This window comes from Brenneria izbisi (assembly GCF_025840185.1).
Lineage (GTDB): Bacteria > Pseudomonadota > Gammaproteobacteria > Enterobacterales > Enterobacteriaceae > Brenneria > Brenneria izbisi.
Genome location: NZ_JAMPJU010000009.1, coordinates 60,258 through 83,451 on the forward strand (window position 1 = coordinate 60,258; position 23,194 = coordinate 83,451).

The window sequence follows — 23,194 nt, forward strand, 5'->3', positions numbered from 1 at the left end:
CTTACTGCGCCAGAACCCGCAGCTCGGCTGCGGAACGACTACGGTGACCCAACAATGCCTTCACATCACTTGACTTCGGTTTCACCAGAGCAAATTTCGATGCCCATACTGGCCAGTTAGCGAGGATCTCTTCTCCCCGTTGTGAACCGGTATGTTGAACGTGCTCGGTGATCAGGCCGCGCAAATGCTCTTCATGAATCGCCAGTAGCTCGACATCCAGCACTTCCACCAGTTCAGGGTTGACGCGTTTGCGGAATTCGCCGTCTTCATCCAGAACATAAGCGAAACCACCAGTCATTCCTGCGCCAAAGTTCACGCCGGTACGACCCAGTACACAGACGATACCGCCAGTCATGTACTCACATCCGTTATCGCCAATGCCTTCGACTACGGTGATCGCACCGGAGTTACGAACCGCGAAACGCTCACCCGCGCGGCCCGCGGCAAACAGCTTGCCGCCGGTTGCGCCGTACAGACAGGTGTTGCCGATGATGCTGGCCTCATGGCTGCGGAACGCGGAACCGACTGGCGGACGAACTGAAATGCTGCCGCCGGCCATCCCTTTGCCCACGTAGTCATTGGCGTCGCCGGTCAGCGTCAGTTCTACGCCGCCCGCATTCCAGACGCCGAAGCTTTGTCCGGCCGTACCGGAGAAGTAGGCCTTGATCGGATCGCCCGCCAATCCCTGATCGCCGTATTGCGCCGCGATAAAACCAGACAACGTCGCGCCCACGGAACGGTCCGTGTTGCGGATATCAAAATAGAGCGATTTACTCTGTTTGGCATCCACATGCGGCTGTGCCTGTTCCAGCAGCGCTTTGTTCAACTGTCCCTTATCGAAAGACGGGTTACTCTCGGTGCAGTACAACGCTTTGCCTGGTTGAGGTTGCGCGGCGTACAGCAGCGGAGACAGATCCAGCTTGTTCTGTTTAGCGGTGAAACCATCCAGTTCGACCAGCAGATCGGTGCGGCCAATCAAATCCACCAGCCGGCTGACGCCCAGTTCAGCCATCATCATGCGGGTTTCATGCGCGATGAACTGGAAGTAATTGACCACGCGCTCCGGCAGACCGTGATAGTGATCGCGGCGCAGTTTTTCGTCTTGCGTGGCAACGCCGGTCGCGCAGTTATTCAGGTGGCAGATACGCAGGTATTTGCACCCTAAGGCGACCATGGGACCCGTACCGAATCCGAAGCTTTCCGCGCCCAGAATCGCCGCTTTGACGATATCAAGCCCGGTTTTCAGACCGCCATCCACCTGTAGCCGGATTTTATGACGCAAGCCATTGGCGACCAGCGCCTGCTGGGTTTCCACCAGACCCAGTTCCCACGGGCAACCCGCATACTTCACGGAGGTCAGCGGGCTGGCGCCGGTGCCGCCGTCGTAACCGGCAATGGTGATCAGGTCGGCATAGGCTTTGGCAACGCCGGTGGCGATGGTGCCGACGCCCGGTTCGGAAACCAGTTTCACCGAGATCATGGCTTTCGGGTTGATCTGTTTCAGATCGAAAATCAACTGCGCCAGATCTTCGATAGAGTAAATGTCATGGTGCGGCGGCGGTGAAATCAACGTCACGCCCGGTACGGAATAACGCAGTCGGGCGATGTACGGCGTAACTTTATCACCCGGCAACTGACCGCCTTCCCCCGGCTTGGCGCCTTGCGCCACTTTAATCTGAATGACGTCGGCGTTAACCAGATAGGCGGGCGTGACGCCAAAGCGACCGGACGCCACCTGTTTGATCCGGGAAACCTTGTTGGTGCCGTAACGCGCCGGATCTTCCCCGCCTTCACCGGAGTTAGAGAAACCGCCCAGACTGTTCATGGCTTCAGCCAGTGATTCATGGGCTTCCGGGCTAAGCGCGCCAATTGACATCGCCGCGGTATCAAAGCGCTTGAACATTTCTGTCGCAGGCTCGACGTCGTCAAGGGAAATGGCGGCCCCTTGCTGTGGTTTCAGCGTCAGTAGATCGCGCAAGGTGGCGGCCGGACGCTCGTTCACCAGGCTGGCGTATTGCTCATAATCGCTGTATTCGCCGCTTTTAACCGCCGTTTGCAACGTGGTGACCACGTCCGGGTTGTAAGCGTGATATTCGCCGCCGTGAACAAACTTCAACAGTCCGCCTTGTTCCAGCGTTTTGCGTTTCAGCCAGGCGCGTTTGGCGAGATTCAGCAGGTCCTGCTCGAAATCACTGAAGTTGGCGCCACCGATACGGCTGACCACGCCCTGGAAACAGATCTCGGAAACGTCTTTATGCAAGCCCACCGCTTCAAATAGTTTGGCGCAGCGATAGGAGGCGACGGTCGATATGCCCATCTTGGACATGATCTTGTACAGCCCTTTGTTGATGCCGTTACGATAATTCAGCATCACCGCGCGGTACTGTTTATCGATGGTGTGGTTGTCCACCATCCGCGCCAGCGTTTCATAGGCAAGGTAAGGGTAAATGGCGGTCGCGCCGAAACCTAACAGCACGGCAAAGTGGTGCGGATCGCGGGCGCTTCCCGTTTCAACAATAATGTTGGCGTCGCAGCGCAGATTCTTCTCAACCAGACGACGCTGAATCGCCCCCACCGCCATTGGCGCGGGAACCGGCAGACGTTGCGCCGCGATAGCGCGATCGGACAGCACCAACAGCACCGCGCCATCGCGGACTTTGTGCTCGGCATCGTCACACAGTTGCTCAATCGTCTCTTGCAGCGTCTGCTTTTCCGGTTCGAAGGTCATGTCCAGCACATCAGCGCGATAATGCTGTTGATCCTGTGAAAGAAGCTGTTTGAAATCAGAGTAAAGCAGGATCGGCGATTTAAAGCTCAGACGGTGAGCCTGACCTTCCGCTTCACAGAACACGTTCATTTCGCGGCCTATACAGGTCGCCAGCGACATCACATGCGCTTCACGCAGCGGATCGATGGGCGGGTTGGTGACCTGCGCAAACTGCTGGCGGAAGTAGTCATAAATAATGCGCGGACGGCTGGACAGCACGGCGAAAGGCGTGTCGTCGCCCATCGAACCGGTGGCTTCCTGACCGTTTTCGCCCAGCACGCGGATGATCTGATCCAGTTCTTCGCTACTGTAACCAAACTGCTTCTGATAGGTTTCCAGCAGCATATCGTCGAATTCGCGGTTACCCACCTGATCTTCCGGCAACTCTTCAAACGGCACCAGACGCTGAACGTTTTTCTCCATCCATTCTTTGTACGGATGGCGGCTTTTCAGATCGTCGTCGGTTTCGGTTGAATGCAGGATACGCCCGTTACGGGTATCGATAACCATCAATTCACCCGGCCCGACGCGGCCTTTCTCAACCACCTCATCTGGCTGATAATCCCAGATGCCGACTTCGGAAGCGCAGGTGATCAGCTTGTCTTTGGTGATGACGTAGCGCGCCGGGCGCAGACCGTTACGGTCCAGGTTACAGGCAGCATAGCGTCCGTCGGACATCACGATCCCGGCCGGACCATCCCACGGCTCCATGTGCATGGAGTTAAAGTCGAAGAAGGCGCGCAGTTCGGGGTCCATATCCGGGTTATTCTGCCAGGCGGGTGGCACCAGCAGGCGCATCGCGCGGATGATGTCCATACCGCCGCTGAGGAACAGTTCCAGCATATTATCCAGTGAACTGGAGTCGGAACCGGTTTCGTTGACGAACGGCGCGGCGTCCTGCAAATCAGGGATCAGCGGCGTTTTGAATTTATAAGCGCGCGCGCGCGCCCATTGGCGGTTGCCGGCAATGGTGTTGATCTCACCGTTGTGCGCCAGATAACGGAACGGCTGCGCCAGCGGCCAGCGCGGTACGGTGTTGGTCGAAAAACGCTGGTGGAACAGGCAGATCGCCGATTCCAGGCGCAGATCGGCCAGATCAAGATAAAAGCGCGGCAGATCCGCAGGCGTACACAAGCCTTTATAGATCGTCACCAGATTGGAGAAACTACAAACGTAGAACTCTTTGTCTTCAATCCGTTTTTCGATACGGCGACGCGCCATAAACAAACGGCGCTCCATATCGCTCTGTAGCCATCCTGCCGGGGCGTTGACAAAAATTTGCTCAATACGCGGCAGAGACGAAAACGCGATTTCACCCAACACTTCAGGGTTGGTCGGCACTTCACGCCAGCCAAGCACCGAAAGAGTTTCGTTTTGTAGTTCTTCTTCCACAATCCGACGCGCGGCGCGGGCCAGATCTTCATCCTGATTGAGAAACATCATGCCGACGGAGTAATTTTTGGCTAATCGCCAGCCGTGCTCTTCCGCAACCAGACGGAAGAAACGATCGGGTTTTTGAAGCAATAAACCACAGCCGTCGCCGGTCTTGCCGTCAGCAAGGATCGCGCCACGGTGTTGCATGCGGGCAAGTGCGTGGATCGCGGTACGCACTACCTTGTGGCTCGGTTCACCTTCTATATGGGCGATCAATCCGAAACCACAGTTGTCTCTCTCTTGGGATGCATCGTACAACATATTAGTGAACCTCCCCGGGCTCTGTGTGACTCTCACAACCTACTGCGAGCAAGCACCTTGGCATCAAGCGACTATTAATCCTGCCGCTCTCTTCTTCGGCCTCTCGTGACGGTCTCACAAGTGGTAAATGACTTGTTTTTAGAGGGAGTCTTCATTTACTGCATAAATATGACGAGTCGCGGACTCGTCAGGAAAGCTTCCAGCGGATTCCCAAATTAGCGAGAAACCCTGTTCAGGTCAAATACCAATGCAAAATGTGGCAATAAGCGATAATTTTTAGTTATTTCTATGAAAGTTAATGATTTTTTTAACAAAAATTTGCTGTTGACGTGACATCGGGTTTAATTGAACTGTGATTCGTATCACTATACAGCCATCACGATCTCTCTGCTACATGCTGCTATATCTTTCCATGCTGGAATCTTATGCTGTATGGGGCGGATTTTCCGATTTATGTCACTGTTTTCATTTTTGGGTCTTCTTTTAATGAAAACGATCTGCAAGATAAGAAAAATTAATTATCCTGAATGTGACTTTCTTTGCAGTAAAAACGAATATTCATGCATTTCTGATGAAGGGAAGGCGATTGATCGGCGTCATCGCGGCGAAGAGGCTGACAGAGTAGGCTGCGCTTTCTAAAGAGGGCTAATCAGAATATGCAATTACAAAAATTAATCAACATGTTTGGTGGAAATCTTCAACGTCGCTATGGAGAGAAGATCCACAAGCTCACTTTGCATGGGGGCTTTAATTGTCCAAACCGCGATGGAACTCTGGGGCGCGGCGGCTGTACGTTCTGTCATGTCGCTTCTTTTGCCGATGAGCAAATGCAGCAGCGCAGTATTGCCGAACAGTTGGCAGCGCAGGCGGGCAAGATAAACCGTGCAAAACGTTATCTGGCCTATTTTCAGGCTTATACCAGCACATATGCGGAAGTGAAGGTGTTGGAAAGCATGTATCAGGAAGCCTTGCGACAAACAGAGATGGTCGGGTTGTGCGTCGGAACCCGTCCTGACTGCGTACCTGACGCCGTGCTGGATTTGCTGTCTGGTTACCGTCAGCAAGGCTACGAAGTCTGGCTGGAACTGGGCTTGCAAAGCGCCAGCGATAAAACGTTGCATCGCATCAATCGCGGTCATGACTTCGCTTGTTATCAGCAAACGGTAAGACGCGCCCGCGCAAGAGGACTGAATGTCTGTTGTCACTTGATCGTCGGCCTGCCTGGAGAAGACGGGCGGCGCTGTCTATCGACGCTGGAGCAGGTGGTCGAGACCGGCATTGAGGGCATTAAGTTGCATCCTTTGCACATCGTGGAAGGCAGTATCATGGCCAAAGCCTGGCGAGCGGGTCGTCTGCCTGCGCTGGCGCTGGAACAATATGTCGCAACCGCCGGTGAAATGATTCGCCATACGCCACCCGAAATTATCTATCATCGTATTTCCGCCAGTGCACGCCGCCCGACGTTATTGGCGCCGCTGTGGTGCGAAAATCGCTGGACCGGCATGGTCGAACTGGATCGCTACTTGCAAACACATGGCGTACAGGGATCGGCGCTGAACAGGCCGTATCAGTACGATCAAGCCTTAAGCTGATCATCGCGGCGCGGTTGGCGATGATGTGTCAGCGCGCCTGCGCCGGATGCGCTGAATTTTCGGCGACAGCACCTTATGCTTCGCCAATTTACGGTATGATTTGGTGGTTCGTGACTAAGGGAAATCGCTATGAAGCAAATCCGCCTGTTGGCTCAGTACTACGTTGATTTGATGGTAAAACTGGGGCTGGTTCGTTTTTCACTGCTGCTGGCCTCGGTATTGGTGCTGCTGGCGATGGTGGTGCAGATGGCCGTGACGCTGTTGCTCAGTGGTGCAGTAGAAAGCATCGATGTTGTTCGCTCCATTTTTTTCGGGTTGCTGATTACGCCCTGGGCTGTCTACTTCCTGTCCGTTGTGGTAGAGCAACTCGAAGAGTCACGCCAGCGTTTGTCAAAGCTGGTGGCCAAGTTGGAAGAGATGCGCCATCGGGATTTGGAGTTGAATGCGCAGCTTCAGGGCAATATTGTCCAACTTAATCAGGAAATTGCCGACCGAATCAAGGCTGAAGAGGCCCGCCTGCGGGTGGTGAACCGCCTGAAAGATGAAATGGCGCGGCGTGAACAGGCGCAGATTGAACTGGAACAACAGTCGGCGCTGTTGCGCTCCTTCCTTGATGCTTCGCCCGACCTGGTTTATTACCGCAATGAAGACAAAGAGTTTTCCGGCTGCAACCGGGCAATGGAATTGCTGGTCGGAAAAAGTCAGAAACAGTTGATCGGCCTGACGCCGCGAGATGTTTATTCTCCCGACATCGCGGAAAAAGTAATGGAAACGGATGAGAAAGTATTCCGCCATAACGTTTCCCTGACGTATGAACAATGGCTGGTCTATCCCGATGGCCGTAAAGCCTGTTTTGAACTGCGCAAAGTGCCTTTTTATGATCGCATGGGAAAACGTCACGGGCTAATGGGTTTTGGACGTGATATCACGGAGCGTAAGCGTTACCAGGACGCATTGGAGAACGCCAGCAGGGAGAAAACGACCTTTATCTCAACGATCAGTCATGAGCTTCGTACGCCGCTTAACGGCATTGTCGGGTTAAGTCGCATCCTGCTGGATACGCAGCTTGATCCTGAGCAGCAGAAGTATTTGAAAACGATTCACGTCAGCGCCATCACCCTGGGCAATATCTTTAACGATATCATTGAAATGGACAAACAGGAGCGCCGAAAGGTGCAACTGGATAATCAGCCGATGGATTTCACCAGTTTTCTGGTCGATCTGGAGAATCTGGGCGGTTTGCTTGCCCAACCTAAAGGATTAAAGCTGATTGTGGAACCGCATCAGCCGCTGCCGGAAAAAATCATTACCGATGGCACGCGCCTGCGGCAGATTCTGTGGAACCTGCTCAGCAACGCCGTGAAATTTACGCCGCAGGGAAAAATTGTGGTGCGCGTATGGCATGAACAAGGCGACCGCCTGCGATTTGACGTGGAGGATTCCGGGATGGGGATCCCGGCGGATGAATTGGAAAAAATCTTCGCCATGTACTATCAGGTGAAGGATCAACATGGCGGGAAACCGGCGACGGGTACGGGGATCGGTTTATCCGTCTCCAAACGTCTGGCGCAAAACATGGGCGGCGATATTCAGGTAACGAGCGCGCAGGGTAAAGGCTCCTGCTTTACCCTGACCGTAACGGCCCCCAGCATTGATGAGAGCGGCGCCAGCGTGGACGCCGATGATGATATGCCGCTGCCGGCTCTGCATGTTCTGTTGGTCGAAGATATTGAATTAAACGTGGTGGTGGCCCGATCGGTACTGGAAAAGCTGGGCAACAGCGTAGAAGTGGCGATGACCGGGCAGGAAGCGTTGGATATGTTCGATCCTGATGAGTTCGATTTGGTGTTGCTGGATATCCAACTGCCGGATATGACCGGGCTGGACGTCGCGCGTCAGATACGCCAGCGCTATGCCAACCGCAGTCTGCCGCCGCTGGTGGCGTTGACGGCCAATGTGCTGAAAGATAAAAAAGAGTATCTGGATGCGGGTATGGATGACGTACTGAGCAAACCCCTGTCCGTTCCCGCGTTAACCGCGATAATCAAACAATATTGGGACCATCAGGCGACCACTGTCGATGAGCATGTCGAAACCGAGGGTGGAAAAATGGTGAATGAAGAACTGTTGGATATTGCGATGCTGGAACAGTATCTGGATTTGGTGGGGCCTAAATTGATCTATCAAAGTCTGGATATGTTCGAGCAGATGATGCCGGGCTATCTGGCGATCCTTGATTCCAATATGACGGCACGCGACCAGAAAGGCATTATTGAGGAAGGTCACAAGATCAAAGGGGCGGCGGGCTCGGTAGGGCTTCGCCACCTGCAACAGATTGCGCAGCAGATCCAAACGCCGACATTGCCAGCATGGTGGGATAACGTGCAGGAATGGGTTGATGAGCTTAAACACGACTGGCGTCATGATGTTCAGGTTCTGCGTGATTGGGTGGCCGAGGCTGAAAAAGTTTCCGGGAAAAATCTTTAACGTCACGATGTGACTGCACGTAAGGAGAGCCATAGGGATGCGGCGAGTAAAAATATTGGAAATAACAAGGAAGTGCGGGGGGTATAAAAAAAATGACCCCGACCGAAGCCGGGGTGCGCGAATTATGCGCCAACACCAGGGAAACCGTGCACCTGCATATGGATATCAGGGGTCGTTAGCTCGCAAGTGCGGATATTACTGCTTTCGCTGAAGCGTATAGTCTCAGTTAAAGTACATCTTCATCAAGCAACAAAATAGCAAAAGCAGAAATCTTTGTTACAAGAATCATTAAAATGTGTGATGTAGATTAGTGTTTGTCAATTAAAAAATCAATTAGTTGATGTAATGAAATGAGGGAAAAGATGATGAAACGTGTTGGCGTCGTCCTGAGTGGATGTGGTGTTTTCGATGGTTCAGAGATTCATGAGGCGGTTTTGACGCTGCTTGCACTGGATCGCGCAGGGGCTGAAGCGGTTTGCTTTGCGCCGGATAAACCGCAGTTTGATGTCGTCAATCATCTGACGGGTGAGGTAACCAATGAGAATCGCAATGTTTTAACCGAGTCGGCACGTATCGCCAGAGGAAAAATCCAACCGCTTTCAGCGGCGGATGCGCAACAGCTTGATGCGTTGATCGTTCCCGGCGGGTTTGGCGCTGCTAAAAATTTAAGCGACTTCGCCACCCAGGGAACCGCCTGCCAGGTTGATGAATTTTTGAAATTACTCACCCAGGAAATTTATAAGCAAAATAAACCAATTGGTTTTATTTGCATCGCCCCCGCGTTGTTGCCGGCGCTGTTAGGCGAGCCGATACGAGTAACCATTGGTAACGATATCGATACGGGGGAAGCAATCGAGGAAATGGGCGGTATTCACGTGGTCTGCCCGGTTGATGACATCGTGGTTGATGCCGAACACAAAATTGTCACGACGCCGGCCTACATGCTGGCCAACTCGATCAGTGAAGCGGCGCAGGGGATTGATAAACTGGTATCACGTGTGCTGGATTTTATTGAATGATATTTAAACGACGCGGCAAAGGCTTGCTGATGCGCCTTAAGCGTCTGGTTGTTCGGGGTCTGCTAACGGTCTTGGGACTGTGGCTGGCCGGCATTGTGCTGTTCTCGTTTCTGCCGGTGCCGTTTTCGGCTGTGATGATTGATCGTCAACTCAGCGCCTGGCTAAACGGCGATTTTCGCTATGTCGCTCACTCGAAGTGGGTCTCGATGGATGAGATTGCGCCGGTGATGGCGCTGGCGGTTATCGCTGCCGAAGATCAGAAATTCCCGCAGCATTGGGGGTTTGATCTGGATGCCATCAATTCGGCATTAAAACATAACGAGCGCAATACGCAGCGGATCCGCGGCGCATCAACGCTTTCTCAACAGACGGTGAAGAATCTGTTCCTGTGGGATGGGCGCAGTTGGCTGCGCAAAGGTCTTGAAGCCGGACTTACCGCCGGTGTTGAACTGGTCTGGACCAAACAGCGGATTTTAACCGTCTATCTGAATATCGCTGAATTCGGCCCCGGCCTGTTTGGTGTGGAAGCGGCGGCTAATCATTATTTCAATAAGTCAGCCGCTCGGTTAACCGCAAGCGAGGCGGCATTGCTGGCGGCGGTATTGCCAAACCCGCTTCGTTTTCGGGTGAACGCGCCTTCCGGCTATGTGATTCAGCGCCAGCAGTGGATTTTACGTCAGATACGCCAGATCGGAGGGGAATCGTTTTTGCGCGCGAATGGATTGCGGGACTGAACCTGAGTGGCGCGTATTGCAGATTTTCAATCCCGGCCTGATACAGAGAAGAGTAACGCCATTCAGTAACATTAAGCGCGATTATTTGCGCCTCAGCGCCGGCTGGCGGCCCGATCGCGGACAATGTAAGGGGTTTGCCTTAGATTGGAAGTGAGAGCGAGGTGAGCCGTTTCTTGATGTCTGAGAGTATGGCGCGTCAGAACCGCTGTTTGAACGTTGTTTGAAACCTCAACCGCTGACAGCGATAGCAGCGGTTGAGGTTTTGTGAGAGAAGCGCGGTTATTGCAGATAGGTAAAGGCAGTGGTGACGTGTTTCACACCGCTGACTTTACTGGCGATTTCCGCCGCTGATGCGCCTTCACGTTGAGTCACCAGACCTAACAGGAAGACTTCACCGTTTTCGGTGTTGACCTTCACGTTGGATGATTTGACCGTATCGCTTGCCAGGATTTGTGAACGAACCTTAGTGGTGATCCAGGTATCCATCGAGGCAGTTCCCAGCGTGACCGGCGTGCCTTGTCGGATTTCGTTATACACTTCGGAAGCGCCTTCCACGCCGAGAGCGATCTGTTTGGCGCGATTGGCGAGCTCTGTGGTTGGGGCCTGCCCTGTCAGCAATACTTTCCCTTGATAAGCGGTCGCAACAATACGTGCATCTTTTTTCAACTGCTCATCTTTACTGATTGCATTCGCGACGCGAACTTCCAGCGTACCGTCGTCAACCTGAGTCCCGACGGTGCGCGGGTCGATTGCTGTTTTGGTTGCAACGGCGCTGCCGACGGCAACAACCCCGACACAGCCTTGTAGCAGCAGGGCGATAGACAGCACGGCAAATGCAGAACATATCCTCATGTAGTGCTCCTTAATCGTTCTGGTGTGGAAAAAGAGTGTTATCAATCAAATCGCACAGGCAATTAACAGTCAGCATGTGCATTTCCTGAATACGGGCGCTGCGGTGGGAAGGAATGCGTATTTCCACATCCTGTGGACCAAGCAGGCCAGCAAGTTCGCCGCCATCATAACCGGTCAGTGCGACGATGGTCATATCGCGGGTTACCGCTGCTTCCACGGCCTTGACAATGTCTCGGCTATTTCCGCGCGTCGAGATCGCCAGTAGCACGTCGCCAGCTTGTCCTAACGCCCTAACCTGTTTTGCATAGATCTCTTCATGTAGTCGATCATTGGCTATCGCAGTTAAGACCACGTTATCGGCATTAAGTGCAATGGCCGGTAAACTGGGGCGATCGGCTTCAAAGCGATTGATCATGCTGGCGGTAAAATGTTGCGCGTTGGCTGCCGATGTGCCGTTACCGCAGCACAGAATTTTGTTGCCATTCAGCAGACACTGCACGAGTACGACCGCCGCGCGGGAGATGGCGTCAGGCAGGGCTTCCGCCGCCGCGATCTGCGTTTGAATGCTCTCGGTAAAACAAACTTTTATTCTATCCAGCACGTTGAATTAACCTACTTTAATTGAAATCCATGAAGCGCGGTTCATCCCTGCGCATTAAAGGCATTCGGGAGCCAGATAAACTCGTCACCCGTAATGGCCAGCACATCGAAACGGCAGTCTACCGTATCAAAACTGGCGCCGCGTTGGGCCAGCCAGACTGAGGCGGCATGTAGCAGCCGCCGCTGTTTACGTTGAGTGACGCTGGCGGCTGCGCCACCGAAGTCGGCATTTCGTCGATATCGCACTTCCACAAACACCCAGGTTTGCTGGTCGCGCATGACTAAATCGAGTTCGCCGCCGCGCAACGTGACATTTTCCGCCGTGAAGATCAAACCGGCGCGTTCAAGATAGCGCCGGGCTTGCTGTTCATAACGGGCGCCTGTCGCTCGCTGGTTCAGGATGCCGGCACCAGTTGTCCCTGACGATATTGCAGCCAGGTCAGTTGACGATTGATCGTACAATCCTGCGTGGAACTCAGCATCCCGGTGGCGCCGGCAATCTGATGTCCAGGGATCTGACGCATTTCACCAAACTGGCTGGCGAGAGTCCAGGCATCCATCCCCATGGCGTACAAGCGAATCAATGAGTAGTCGTTTTTGAACTGACTGCTCACCTGCTGCATCAGCGCAGGGTTGGCGCCAGCCAGCAGCGGAATGTCGCTGAACTGCAACCCTTCCATTTCGAGGCGGAAGTCGGGGCCGCTGCCCGCCTGGAAACTGCGTGAACTGGCATATAGCGCAGGCCGTGAACGTGAGTTGGTGCGCATGTCGATCATCGGCTTGATTAACGACAACTCTTCCGGTGTAGCAATGATGTAGACCGCATCGATGTTACCGCTAACGGACTCGCTCACCGTGGGTTGCACCTGTGCGGGAATGGTCAAACCGGCGATGGTGGTGCCCGGTTGGGTTTGTGCTGGCGCGGGGCTGACGGGCTGACCGCTCAGGCTTAGTCCTGCGCCGCTATTAATGGCTTGTTTTAACTCAGAGGCGCTGCCAAAACGTTGCTGCAACGGGCTGACGCCGCCTTGTTCAGTCCATGCCTGGGCGAATGCGTTCACGATACGGTCGCCCAGATTGCCGCGCGGCACCAGCAGCAGCGGCTGTTGCTTGCCTTGCTGCCGGATGAATTTTGCGGCATCGCGGGCTTCATCTTCTGGCGACAGCGCGAAATAGCAGATGTTGGGCATATTCTGCACATGCTCAGGTTGATTAAGCGCCAGAATGTTGAGCGGGGATTGTTGGCTGGCTAACTGTTCCACTTCGTTTTTCAGCAACGGCCCAATGATCAGCGAGGCGCCGTCCTGTTGCGCCTGCGCCAGTACATTGTTCAACGGTTGCGATGAGGTGTCATAGACTTTCACCGGCAGCGAACTGACCAGATTGGCGGGGGAAGCCTGCCGCTCAACCGGGGCCGGGGCAATCTGTTCGCTGTATTCAGGCTGTGAAGGCGTGGTCTGATCATCCCCGTCGGCGGCGACATTAGGGGCTATCGTCTCGTTTTGTTCCTCCGCAGGCGAAGGGACGGCAGCCATTGCCGCCTGACCATTTTTTGCGGCGTTGAATCCCAGTTGAATGGCGTTGGCGAACACTTGCGCCTGGCCGCTCAGCGGCAGCAACAAGGCGATGCTTTCAACGGCGCCCTGTTGGAAGTCCAATACCTGATTCAACTGCGTCGGCAGGGTTTTCGCGGCTGGATGATGCGGATAGCGGGTCTGCCAGTCCAGAATCGACCCTTTTAATTGATCGGAAGATTGGCGGTTATTTTGGTAGGTATTCAGCAAATCCACCCAGCCAGCCAGCGTATTTTCATTGGCGTTGATCAGCAACGATCCTGACTCCTGCGGGCTCATTTGCGCCAGCGTCTGCCAGGTTTGATCAAGATTTGACTGACGTTCCTCGCCTTGCAGCAACGGCTCCTGAGCGATATAGGCGCGCAGCAGCGTGATGGAAGGACGCCCCTGATTGGCGTTAATCTGCGCCTGATAGTAACGACGCTGCTGTGCTTCGCTGAGTGAATTGAGGTCCAACCGACTTAAGGCGGCATTCGTTGCATCCAGGTTATTTTGTGCGGCGGACAGTTCTGCGCTGAGTAATTGCTGCTCGCGCTGCTGCCTATCACTTAATTTTTCAGGTAATGCGTTAAACTGCTGGCTTGCCTGCGGCACTTTGCCTTCCTGAATTAAGGAACGAATCGCAAGTAATTGCCAGTCAGCCTTGTTATTATCGCCGCTCTGCTGCATCTGTTGCAGATAATAATCAGAGGAAGCATCCGCCGGGCCTTGAACGTCGGGGGGCGGGCTTTGCGGCGCCTGACTTGGACAGCCTGCAAGAAACAGTGCCGCTAACAAAACAGGGATGATACGCCCTGCCTGGGTACGGACGAAATGAAAGGGAAGCATACTGTATCCAGTGGTTTTTTTTAAAGATGCTCAATATTAAATCGGCAACCCGGATGAAACAATGAATCAAGACCAACAAGCAGACATTTCTGCATCCACCCTCTACATTGTCCCTACGCCGATAGGCAATCTGGGCGACATCACTCAGCGGGCGTTGGCGGTGTTGCAGCGTGTTGATTTAATTGCCGCTGAGGATACCCGTCATACCGGTTTGCTGTTACAACATTTTGCTATTAATGCGCGGCTGTTCGCATTACACGATCACAATGAACAGCAAAAAGCAGACACATTGCTGGCGAAGTTGCAGTCTGGACAAAGTATTGCGCTGGTTTCCGATGCGGGTACGCCGCTGATTAACGATCCTGGCTATCATCTGGTCAGACGCTGCCGTGAAGCCGGTATCCGCGTTGTTCCATTGCCGGGCGCTTGTGCGGCGATTGCCGCGCTATCGGCAGCCGGACTGCCCTCCGATCGGTTTTGCTATGAAGGTTTTCTGCCCGCCAAAACCAAAGCGCGAAAAGATGTGTTGCGCGCACTGTTGGAAGAACCGCGCACGCTGATTTTTTACGAATCAACGCATCGATTGCTGGATAGCTTGCAGGACATGGTTGAGGTCATGGGCGCGCAACGTTATGTGGTGCTGGCGCGGGAAATCACCAAAACCTGGGAGTCGATTCAGGGCGCGCCAGTGGGCGAACTGCTGGCCTGGGTGAAAGAAGATGAGAATCGTCGTAAGGGCGAGATGGTGCTGATCGTGGAAGGGCATCAGGCGGATGAGCGCGAACTGCCTGCCACGGCCTTGCACACGCTGGCTTTGTTGCGCGCGGAACTGCCATTGAAAAAGGCCGCGGCGCTGGCGGCGGAAATTCATGGCGTGAAGAAAAACGCGCTTTATCGCTATGCGTTGGAACAAGACGGCGACGGCCGTGAATCTGAGGATGACAAGTAGGGCATTTTGCCCTATTATCCGCGCCGGAGTTGACCAGACAGTCGCCGCTTCATTGCCGTCCCTTTCGGGGGAGACAGATGAAGGGGAGGAAAGTCCGGGCTCCATAGGGCAGGGTGCCAGGTAACGCCTGGGAGGTGCAAACCTACGACTAGTGCAACAGAGAGCAAACCGCCGATGGCCCGCGCTTAAGCGGGATCAGGTAAGGGTGAAAGGGTGCGGTAAGAGCGCACCGCGCGGCTGGCAACAGTTCGTGGCACGGTAAACTCCACCCGGAGCAAGGCCAAATAGGGGTTCACATGGTACGGCCCGTACTGAACCCGGGTAGGCTGCTTGAGCCAGTGAGCGATTGCTGGCCTAGATGAATGACTGTCCACGACAGAACCCGGCTTAACGGTCAACTCCAACTTCTTCTAAAACAATACGTTGGCGTATCTCAGGTGCTCAAAAGCAAGATGAGATACGCCAACGGTTGTTGCCTCTCCCTTAATATTCCGCCGTAGTGTGTCGTCACTTTGTTACGAACCTGAAGATCGTCTTACTCAGGGAACTAAAAGAACGTTTTTCCTACACACTGATATCCATGATGAGGCTGATGCTTCCCATTAACATGCTCTTGCGCATTTAATTTATCTACCCACCGCAGCTATCTTGGCTGTACACGCTCACCCAGCCACTTAGTTATATAAGTTCCTGGAGGTTTCCGAGTTTGTCGCCTTGCTATAATTAAAATTATTTAGAATATATATATTGGCCTCATGAAAAATAATCCGTCTAGTAATAAATCAAACCAGCATGAAGATATAGAATATGCCAACTGATCTCACCATCACTAATCCCTGGAGATATACCGCGTATGATTCCGTGGATGGACTTAACGACCATCCTGATGGCGTACCGTGTAGCGGGAGTTCATCTCATTCGTCGCGGCTGACGGCAAGAGAAACGGCCCCTTTTAAGCAACTTGAAAGACAGTATGCAGACTTATTTTCCTCCAGAGAGATACAGGAAGTTAATGAACTTCCTGCCAGAGTTATGGAAGGAAAGAGAATAAAAGTGGTTAACCTTGATGAATGTGAAGTCATTAATGCCTCAAAAGATAATTTCGACTATATAGGAACGTCAGGCCTTTCAACATGTATCGGCATTTGCGCGCGTGGCCTCAACAGCAGAAATGAAACCATTATGGGGTTATGTCACTATACAGGGGTAGAGACAGAACCTGCCGATGCGATGCAATTATTGAGAAGCAAAATGGATGAAAAGGGAGCGGGTAATGCAAAAATGTACCTCGTCGGTGGCGCTATGTCGGCAGACCCGGATTTGAGCTCATTGAGTGCGGAAAGAGAACTGCTATCCTTGCGTCAGCAATTTAATATCCAAGGTGTTCGTCTTCATACCAGTATTTGTGAAGATATTTATGCCGATGAACAGGTCAATCTTGTGATGACGCCTGATAATATTTATTTTAGCACAGAGGAGCTATATAACGATGGCTACGGTAGTGACGCGGGGAGTAGCAGTTCATCTAATACGCCTGACGCTAAAAGGGCAAGAAATTAGCTGTAGTGGTCATTCCTTTGGCATACAGGGATAAAATCTGGTTATCCATCTGCCATCTGCGTGATACGCGTTTGGTTTTTCTTTATCAACTGAGGCTCGAAGGTGTTTTCGCGGTCACGGGGCGTGCTACGTTCAATCTCGCCATCGGCACATAGCAACGTTTTTGACGAATAGCCGTTGCGTGTGTTTGAGCTTTTTTAGGGGGAATCTTCTCGTGTCCGGGGTAATCAGTCAGCTCAGCATTTAGCGCCGTTTCAACGTTAAGCTTGGTCAGCATACGGGAAAACTAATTAAGATCGGCTTCGGTTTTAAGGCCGTTAGCCAGTTCAGTCGCAAGGGCTTTAAGTTTTTTTTCGTCCATAATGACCTGTCTCCGTTATCGGAGTGACGATATCAAAAACAGGCAGATACACAATTTAAATTACTGTCTCCTCAGGTGCTCAACAATAAAATGAGATACGCCAACGGTTGTTGCCTCTTTCTTATATTCCGCCGTAGTTAGTCGCCGCTTTGCAACGAACCTGGGCGTCGTCGTACTCAGGGAACTAAAAGAGCGTTTTTCCTACACACTGATATCCATGATGAGGCTGATGCTTCCCATTAATATGCCCTTGCGTATTTAATTTATAGACCGTCGCATCTATATTGGCCGAACACGCTCACTCAGCCGCTTAGTTAGATTAAGTCCCTGGATATTTCCGAGTTTGCCGCCTTGCTACAAGCAACATTCTTTAGAATATCTATTGGCCTCATGAAAAATAATTATTGCAGTAATAAATTAAACCAACATAAGGATATAAAAGATGCCAACTGATCTCACCATCACTAATCCCTGGAGATATACCGCGTATGATTCCGTGGATGGGCTTAACGACCATCCTGACGGCGTACCGTGTAGCGGGAGCTCATCAGATTCGCCGCGGCTGACGGCAAGAGACATGGCGCCTTTTAAGCAACTTGAAAGACAATATGCAGACTTATTTTCCTCCAGAGAGATACAGGAGGTTGATGAACCTCCTGCCAGAGTCATGGAAGGGAAGAAAGTAAAAGATATCGATCTCGATGAATGTGAAGTCATTAATGCTTCAAAAGATAATTTCGATTATATAGGAACGTCAGGTCTTTCCAAATGTATCGGAATTTGCGCGCGTGGCCTCAATAGCAGAAATGAAACTATTATGGGGCTTTGTCACTATACGGGCGTAAGGATGGAGCCTGCCGACGCGTTGCAATTATTGAGAAGCAAAATGGATGAAAAAGGGGCGGGTAATGCAAAAATGTACCTCGTCGGCGGATCTATGTCAGCAGACCCGGATTTGGGCTCATTGAGTGCGGAAAGAGAACTGCTATCCTTACGTCAGCAATTTAATATTCAGGGTGTTCGCCTTCACACCAGCATTTGGGAAGATATTTATTCTGGAGAATACGTCAATCTTTTGATGACGCCCGATAATATTTATTTCAGCACGGAGCCGCTATATAGTGATGGTGAAGATTATGACAGCGACACGGGAAGCAGCAGTTTTTCTGATACCCCTGACACGAAAAGAGCAAGGAATTAGCACTTGTGTCCAGTATAAAAATAGCCATATACGCCTTCATATAGCCTGTTTATCACATTATTCCATCGTCGGTTTTATGTAGTGAATCACGAAATCAGGACACCTGCCGCACAGCAATTTTTCATCCATTGTCATATTCGTTTGGCGAAAGGCCGGAGTTTACTTTATGGCTTATGGCGGACGTTTTCTTGTCCGCTGTCATCTCTTCAAATTTATTGAATCTCTCCATCATAGATATCCGGCTTTATCCGCGGCGCAAAGGGGGTAAAGTAGCTTTCATCACGTGCGATGGCACAACATTGATATTTTTTCTGAGGATATTCTTATGAGCAACACTTCCCGGATGCCCGCACTGTTCCTCGGCCATGGTAGCCCGATGAACGTGTTGGAGAACAACCCTTATACACAAACATGGCAAGCGTTGGGCGAATCATTGCCGCGGCCAAAAGCCATCATTGCCGTATCAGCACATTGGTATACCCGCGGTACAGCGGTAACCGCTATGGAAAAACCGAGAACCATTCATGACTTCGGCGGTTTCCCGCAGGCGCTGTTTGATACGAAGTATCCTGCACCGGGTTCGCCTGAACTGGCGGCGAAGATCCAACAGGTACTAGCACCGCATCCGGTTGTTGCCGATCAGAGCGAATGGGGATTTGATCACGGTTCCTGGGGCGTATTGATCAAGATGTATCCCAATGCGGATATTCCGGTTGTGCAACTCAGCGTGGACGGTACGCAGCCTGCCGCGCACCACTATGAACTGGGGCGCAAACTGGCTACGTTACGTGATGAAGGTTTCATGATCGTCGCCAGTGGCAACGTGGTGCATAATCTGCGCATGATTAAATGGGATGGCGGCGGAGAACCCTATCCGTGGGCGGTGTCGTTCAATCAGTTTGTACGAGATAATCTGACGTATCAGGGCGACGATCATCCGCTGGTAAATTTTATGCAGCATGAAGGCGCCGCATTATCCAATCCGACGCCGGATCACTTTCTGCCGCTGCTTTATGTGCTGGGCGGCTGGGATGGTAAAGAAGCTATCAGTATCCCGATCGATGGTCTTGATATGGGCTCGATAAGCATGTTGTCGGTGCAGGTGGGATAAGCGCGTTATGCGGACAGAGGCACGGTTGTTAAGACCGTGCCTATACCCGTCATACTTCAAGTTGCAGGTGCGTTGGCTGCGCTCATTCACCCGAATCACTTACTGGTGTAAGCTCATCGGGATTCCTTCGCTTGCCGCCTTCCTGCAACTCGAATTATTTAGGGTATGTAATTTACAGTCATCAATCCAGAATGATATGCGGATAGAAACGTGACAGATCCTGGGTGATGATCTGACGATCTTCGCGCATCCCGATGCCGCAGGGTTGATCATTGATAAGCCAACTACCGATCAGCGTATAGCTGTCGCCGAATTTCGGCAGTGGATGATATTGCTGAATGATTTTTCCCTCTTCACCGTAAGGGCCGCCCACCGAAGCAATTTCCTTACCGTTTTCTACTATTTGAATGTTGGCGCCTTCACGCGAAAACAGTGGCTTGATGACGTAATTTTCCAGCGCGGGATGATCATCTTCGGCAAAATAAGCGGGAAGCAGGTTAGGATGATTCGGGAACATTTCCCATAGCATCGGCAGCAATGCCTTATTGGAGATAATGCTTTTCCAGGCGGGTTCCAGCCAGCGAACCCCGGCGTCTTCAAGCTTGGTTGAGAATATTTCCCGTAGCATGAACTCCCACGGATACAACTTGAACAGGTTGCTGATAACCTGATTTTCCAGATCGGTAAACTGGCCTTTCTCACCAAGCCCGATCTCTTCCATGTACAGAAATTCGCTTGGCAGACCGGCTTCCAGCGCGCAATCCTGAAGATATTGCACTGTACCGCGGTCTTCCTCGGTATCCTGGCAGCAGGCGAAATGCATCAATCCGAAACCATGGTTCAGCTTCAGATCTTCGAAACGTTCGATCAGTTTTTCTTGAATACTGTTGTACTGATCGGCGCTTGGCGGCAACTGTCCTGACTTGATTTGATCTTCCAGCCACAGCCACTGGAAAAACGCCGATTCGTACAGTGACGTCGGGGTATCGGCATTATTCTCCAGCAGTTTGGCCGGCGTCTGGCCGTCATAAGCCAGATCGAGGCGTGAATACAACGATGGCTGGTTGGTGCGCCATGAGGTTCTGACAAAATCCCAGGTATGTTTGGGGATGCGAAATTTCGTCAGCAGTTGTTCACTGTTGACGACCTTATCCACCACTTGCAGACACATCTGGTGTAGTTCCGCCGTGGTGTCTTCAAGCTCTTCGATTTGAGCCAGCGTAAACTGGTAGTAAGCCTCTTCACTCCAGTAAGCCTCGCCATACATGGTATGAAAACGAAAACCGAACTCAGTCGCTTTTTCACGCCAGTCAGGACGTTCCTGAATCTCTATCCGCTTCATCAAATATGTCCTCAACCACCCATGCTGCGGGAGGATGAACTGGCGCTACTGCGCTGCATACTGGTCTGTTTGGCGACGGTTTCACCGAAGCCGCCACGCGTGACGGTGGATGTGGTTGCCGGTTTAGGCGCCAGCGCTGTTTTGGGGACGGTAATGGAACGACCTGTGGTGGCATTGCCGTAGTTCCGGCCAGTGGCATCGACAAACTTGCCGTTAGCCGGACTGGTCGGCGATTTTGAGGTAAACAGCGGTTGCTGGGCATAACCCGCGCCGCCGCCCATCATCCGGCCCATCATGTAACCGGCCATCAGCGGCATCCAGAAACTGCCGCTTTGTTGCGGTTCAGCAGCCATGCCTGCCTGTGCGGGAGCCGGTGCCTGCGTACACTGCGCTTCGCCAAACTCGGCCACGCAGTCTTCGCGGGTCGCGTATTTGGGCGCGGTTTTCTCCGCTTCTTTCAAGGCGTTATTGTAAGCTGTGGTGCATTGTTCGCTCATGGATGGATTGGCGGCGGAGCAGTCGTCGGCATTCTGATACAGAGACACGGTTTCATCAGTCTGTTCACAACCGGCCAAAACAAATACCGCACTGACCGCTAACGCGACCGGCGCCAGACGGTATGTCCGCCATCCCTTACGGAAAGTTTCCTGATTAATATCTTTTGTACGTTTCATCGTGTTAATCCCAGAGAAAAGGCGTCATGCCGAATAACCAACTTGTGGGCTAAGAATAGGGGAAGGTTAATGGAATTTAAAGCGCCAATGGCCGTGACCAAGCGACTCTTTACGTTGCTATACATTCCGCTGTGCGACGTTTCGCGTTATCGGGCTGACAGGAATGAACAGGGGAACAAATGTTCCCCTGAGCGGTAAGTTTACTGAAGCGGCGCCGACGATGCGGAGGTCATGTTGGCGAGCGGCGCGCCGCCGTCGCTGCCGGTGACCGCCGGCGTGGTTGATACCAGTTGACCTAACGCGGCGTTCAGCGTTTGCAGATCGCTTTCATTGAGCGTACCCAGCGCGGATTTAATGTTTAACTGATTGATCAGATAGTCATAACGCGCGCTGGAAAGCTGCTGCTTGGCGTTATACAACGTGGTGGTGGCGTCCAGCACATCGACAATCGTGCGGGTGCCGACCTGATAGCCAGCTTCCATCGCATCCAGCGAGCTTTGTGCGGACACTTCAGCCTGTTTGTAAGCATTGATGCTGCTGATAGAGGCGGAGATGTTGTTAAACGACGAGCGCACCGTCTGCACCACTGAACGATGAGCGCTTTCCAACAATTCGCTGGCGCTGACAAAACTGTGCTGCGCCTGTTTCACCTGAGAACTGGTGGCGCCGCCGCTGTAGAGCGGCAGCGTGAAATTGATGCCGACCTGGTTTTGACCGGCGTCGCTGTCATTGAACTGATTGCTGTTGCGTGTCTGAGAGCCGGAATAGCGAGTATCGCTGACGCTTGTCGATGCGGTCAGATCCAGCGTCGGCATATGGCCGGTTTGCGCCTGCCGGATTTGCTCACGCGCCAGATCCTGACTCAAACGAGCGGATAGCAGGTTCAGGTTGCGGTTTTCAGCTTCTTTCAACAGGTTATTGACCTGCTCTGGTTGCTGCGTCGAGAAACGTTCAATATTCAGCCCCGCCAACTGCGGGTAAAAATTCCCGGTAACCTGACGCAAGGATTCCAGCGCATTATCCAGCGTATTACGCGCCAGCACTTCATTCGCCAGCACGCTGTCATATTGCGCGCGGGCGTTCTGGACGTCGGTAATGGCGACCAGACCGACATTGAAGCGTTGCGTGGTCTGATCCAACTGGCGGTAAATCGCCTGTTTCTGAGCGTTGGTGTAGGACAGCGAATCAATCGCGCGCAGCACATTGAAATAGGCGGTAGCGGTGTTCAGAATCAACGCCTGTTGCGCGCTTTGATAAGTGACATCCTCAATGCCCGCCTGCTTTTCCTGTAATGTCAGCGCGCGCCATTTGGACATATCGAACAGGGTCTGCGTCAACTGCAATGATGCGCTTTTCACATTGCTGTCCACGCCATTATTGTCGCGATAACCGTTGTTATAGGTATAATCAGCGCCCAGTCCCAACTGCGGCAGCAATGGACTACGCGCCTCATTGATTTTTTCAAACGCGGCATCGCGAACAGAGGCGGCGCTGCGTAAATCAGGATTGGTGTTTTTTGCTTGCTGATAAACCTGTAAGAGATTTTCCGCATGGCCCATGACACTAAAGCTGCCCAGGCTCAAACCGATGAGAAGAGGGAGCAATTTCTTCATTTGCATTCCTTGTTGTGCCGCAATGTCGCTATGGTTGATGGTTGCGCTATCTATAAGACGAATAAATAATTGTCGATTCTATCAGAATCTGCCAATAGGATAAGGTAGCTGAACGTGCCATCTTGCCGTGGATGTTGTCCGAACCGATTAATGTTATTGACGATTCAGGCCTGAACGGTGCGTTTTGCCGGAGACGCGCGACCGCTTCAGAACGTCCGTTATCATCAGTCTGTAC

The 23,194-nt window shown here is 52.5% G+C and carries 16 protein-coding genes, 1 other RNA gene and 1 pseudogene; 9 read left to right on the plus strand and 9 right to left on the minus strand.

Translation table 11 applies throughout. The annotated features are described in order from the left end of the window. Position 1 precedes the first annotated feature (1 nt). The gene (gene gltB / locus NC856_RS12495; protein ID WP_264090760.1) at positions 2-4,462 is read right to left on the minus strand and encodes a glutamate synthase large subunit; all 4,461 of its coding nucleotides are present in this window, start codon (positions 4,460-4,462) and stop codon (positions 2-4) included. A gap of 656 nt (positions 4,463-5,118) precedes the next feature. On the opposite strand from gltB, the gene NC856_RS12500 reads away from it, so the two are divergent. From NC856_RS12500 to mtgA, 4 genes are all read left to right on the plus strand, one after another. Continuing rightward, a complete protein-coding gene (locus NC856_RS12500; protein ID WP_264090761.1) occupies positions 5,119-6,054 on the plus strand; it encodes a TIGR01212 family radical SAM protein in 936 nt (311 codons plus the stop codon). Between the two features lie 129 nt (positions 6,055-6,183). Continuing rightward, positions 6,184-8,541 carry an aerobic respiration two-component sensor histidine kinase ArcB gene (gene arcB / locus NC856_RS12505; RefSeq protein ID WP_264090762.1) on the plus strand — a complete coding sequence of 786 codons (2,358 nt, stop codon included), beginning with the start codon at positions 6,184-6,186 and terminating at the stop codon, positions 8,539-8,541. Positions 8,542-8,906: 365 nt separating this feature from the next. After that, the gene (elbB, locus tag NC856_RS12510) at positions 8,907-9,560 is read left to right on the plus strand and encodes an isoprenoid biosynthesis glyoxalase ElbB (protein ID WP_264090837.1); all 654 of its coding nucleotides are present in this window, start codon (positions 8,907-8,909) and stop codon (positions 9,558-9,560) included. Continuing rightward, positions 9,557-10,294 carry a monofunctional biosynthetic peptidoglycan transglycosylase gene (gene mtgA / locus NC856_RS12515; protein ID WP_264090763.1) on the plus strand — a complete coding sequence of 246 codons (738 nt, stop codon included), beginning with the start codon at positions 9,557-9,559 and terminating at the stop codon, positions 10,292-10,294. The genes elbB and mtgA overlap by 4 nt, the downstream gene beginning before the upstream one ends. A 279-nt stretch (positions 10,295-10,573) precedes the next feature. Here the strand turns inward: mtgA and dolP are convergent, their stop codons facing one another. Genes dolP through NC856_RS12535 form a run of 4 tightly spaced genes read right to left on the minus strand, consistent with a single transcriptional unit; the run spans position 10,574 to position 14,148 of the window. Further along, the gene (dolP, locus tag NC856_RS12520) at positions 10,574-11,146 is read right to left on the minus strand and encodes a division/outer membrane stress-associated lipid-binding lipoprotein (RefSeq protein ID WP_113865348.1); all 573 of its coding nucleotides are present in this window, start codon (positions 11,144-11,146) and stop codon (positions 10,574-10,576) included. Between the two features lie 10 nt (positions 11,147-11,156). Beyond that, entirely contained in the window at positions 11,157-11,747 is a 591-nt protein-coding gene (gene diaA, locus NC856_RS12525; protein ID WP_113865347.1) for a DnaA initiator-associating protein DiaA, read from the minus strand. A gap of 41 nt (positions 11,748-11,788) precedes the next feature. Next, positions 11,789-12,145 carry a YraN family protein gene (locus tag NC856_RS12530; protein WP_264090838.1) on the minus strand — a complete coding sequence of 119 codons (357 nt, stop codon included), beginning with the start codon at positions 12,143-12,145 and terminating at the stop codon, positions 11,789-11,791. Beyond that, positions 12,142-14,148 (minus strand): penicillin-binding protein activator, encoded by a 2,007-nt coding sequence (locus tag NC856_RS12535; protein WP_264090764.1) that lies wholly within the window; start codon positions 14,146-14,148, stop codon positions 12,142-12,144. The genes NC856_RS12530 and NC856_RS12535 overlap by 4 nt, the downstream gene beginning before the upstream one ends. A gap of 61 nt (positions 14,149-14,209) precedes the next feature. Here NC856_RS12535 and rsmI point away from each other — a divergent pair, with 61 nt between their 5' ends. The 3 genes from rsmI to xopAK (NC856_RS12550) all read left to right on the plus strand — a co-directional run bounded on the left by rsmI (position 14,210) and on the right by xopAK (NC856_RS12550) (position 16,657). After that, positions 14,210-15,097: a 16S rRNA (cytidine(1402)-2'-O)-methyltransferase gene (rsmI, locus tag NC856_RS12540; protein ID WP_264090765.1), complete on the plus strand. Its 888-nt coding sequence runs from the start codon at positions 14,210-14,212 to the stop codon at positions 15,095-15,097. Positions 15,098-15,122: 25 nt separating this feature from the next. Then, positions 15,123-15,503: RNase P RNA component class A (rnpB, locus tag NC856_RS12545), an RNA gene on the plus strand. 401 nt (positions 15,504-15,904) lie between these two features. Beyond that, positions 15,905-16,657 carry a XopAK family type III secretion system effector gene (gene xopAK, locus NC856_RS12550; protein ID WP_264090766.1) on the plus strand — a complete coding sequence of 251 codons (753 nt, stop codon included), beginning with the start codon at positions 15,905-15,907 and terminating at the stop codon, positions 16,655-16,657. Between the two features lie 4 nt (positions 16,658-16,661). Here the strand turns inward: xopAK (NC856_RS12550) and NC856_RS12555 are convergent. Continuing rightward, positions 16,662-17,018 (minus strand): annotated as a pseudogene (locus NC856_RS12555) (transposase); the annotation flags it as partial. A 442-nt stretch (positions 17,019-17,460) separates the two neighbouring features. On the opposite strand from NC856_RS12555, the gene xopAK (NC856_RS12560) reads away from it, so the two are divergent. Continuing rightward, a complete protein-coding gene (xopAK, locus tag NC856_RS12560) occupies positions 17,461-18,219 on the plus strand; it encodes a XopAK family type III secretion system effector (protein ID WP_264090767.1) in 759 nt (252 codons plus the stop codon). A gap of 325 nt (positions 18,220-18,544) precedes the next feature. After that, complete coding sequence (gene ygiD, locus NC856_RS12565) at positions 18,545-19,330, plus strand: 4,5-DOPA-extradiol-dioxygenase (RefSeq protein WP_264090768.1); 786 nt, start codon at positions 18,545-18,547, stop codon at positions 19,328-19,330. A 181-nt stretch (positions 19,331-19,511) separates the two neighbouring features. Here the strand turns inward: ygiD and NC856_RS12570 are convergent, their stop codons facing one another. From NC856_RS12570 to tolC, 3 genes are all read right to left on the minus strand, one after another. Continuing rightward, positions 19,512-20,672 (minus strand): glutathionylspermidine synthase family protein, encoded by a 1,161-nt coding sequence (locus tag NC856_RS12570; RefSeq protein WP_264090769.1) that lies wholly within the window; start codon positions 20,670-20,672, stop codon positions 19,512-19,514. An 11-nt stretch (positions 20,673-20,683) separates the two neighbouring features. Next, positions 20,684-21,346: a DUF1190 family protein gene (locus tag NC856_RS12575; RefSeq protein WP_264090771.1), complete on the minus strand. Its 663-nt coding sequence runs from the start codon at positions 21,344-21,346 to the stop codon at positions 20,684-20,686. Between the two features lie 200 nt (positions 21,347-21,546). Then, positions 21,547-22,959, minus strand: coding sequence for an outer membrane channel protein TolC (gene tolC / locus NC856_RS12580; RefSeq protein WP_264090773.1), 1,413 nt, complete (start codon positions 22,957-22,959; stop codon positions 21,547-21,549). Positions 22,960-23,194: the final 235 nt, after the last annotated feature.

What these genes read in the sequence shown, in the direction of transcription:
- gltB (WP_264090760.1), bottom strand. Translation starts at nt 4,462, where the DNA reads ATGTTGTACGATGCATCCCAAGAGAGAGACAACTGTGGTTTCGGATTG.
- NC856_RS12500 (WP_264090761.1), top strand. Translation starts at nt 5,119, where the DNA reads ATGCAATTACAAAAATTAATCAACATGTTTGGTGGAAATCTTCAACGT.
- arcB (WP_264090762.1), top strand. Translation starts at nt 6,184, where the DNA reads ATGAAGCAAATCCGCCTGTTGGCTCAGTACTACGTTGATTTGATGGTA.
- elbB (WP_264090837.1), top strand. Translation starts at nt 8,907, where the DNA reads ATGAAACGTGTTGGCGTCGTCCTGAGTGGATGTGGTGTTTTCGATGGT.
- mtgA (WP_264090763.1), top strand. Translation starts at nt 9,557, where the DNA reads ATGATATTTAAACGACGCGGCAAAGGCTTGCTGATGCGCCTTAAGCGT.
- dolP (WP_113865348.1), bottom strand. Translation starts at nt 11,146, where the DNA reads ATGAGGATATGTTCTGCATTTGCCGTGCTGTCTATCGCCCTGCTGCTA.
- NC856_RS12535 (WP_264090764.1), bottom strand. Translation starts at nt 14,148, where the DNA reads ATGCTTCCCTTTCATTTCGTCCGTACCCAGGCAGGGCGTATCATCCCT.
- rsmI (WP_264090765.1), top strand. Translation starts at nt 14,210, where the DNA reads ATGAATCAAGACCAACAAGCAGACATTTCTGCATCCACCCTCTACATT.
- xopAK (WP_264090766.1), top strand. Translation starts at nt 15,905, where the DNA reads ATGCCAACTGATCTCACCATCACTAATCCCTGGAGATATACCGCGTAT.
- xopAK (WP_264090767.1), top strand. Translation starts at nt 17,461, where the DNA reads ATGCCAACTGATCTCACCATCACTAATCCCTGGAGATATACCGCGTAT.
- ygiD (WP_264090768.1), top strand. Translation starts at nt 18,545, where the DNA reads ATGAGCAACACTTCCCGGATGCCCGCACTGTTCCTCGGCCATGGTAGC.
- NC856_RS12570 (WP_264090769.1), bottom strand. Translation starts at nt 20,672, where the DNA reads ATGAAGCGGATAGAGATTCAGGAACGTCCTGACTGGCGTGAAAAAGCG.
- NC856_RS12575 (WP_264090771.1), bottom strand. Translation starts at nt 21,346, where the DNA reads ATGAAACGTACAAAAGATATTAATCAGGAAACTTTCCGTAAGGGATGG.
- tolC (WP_264090773.1), bottom strand. Translation starts at nt 22,959, where the DNA reads ATGAAGAAATTGCTCCCTCTTCTCATCGGTTTGAGCCTGGGCAGCTTT.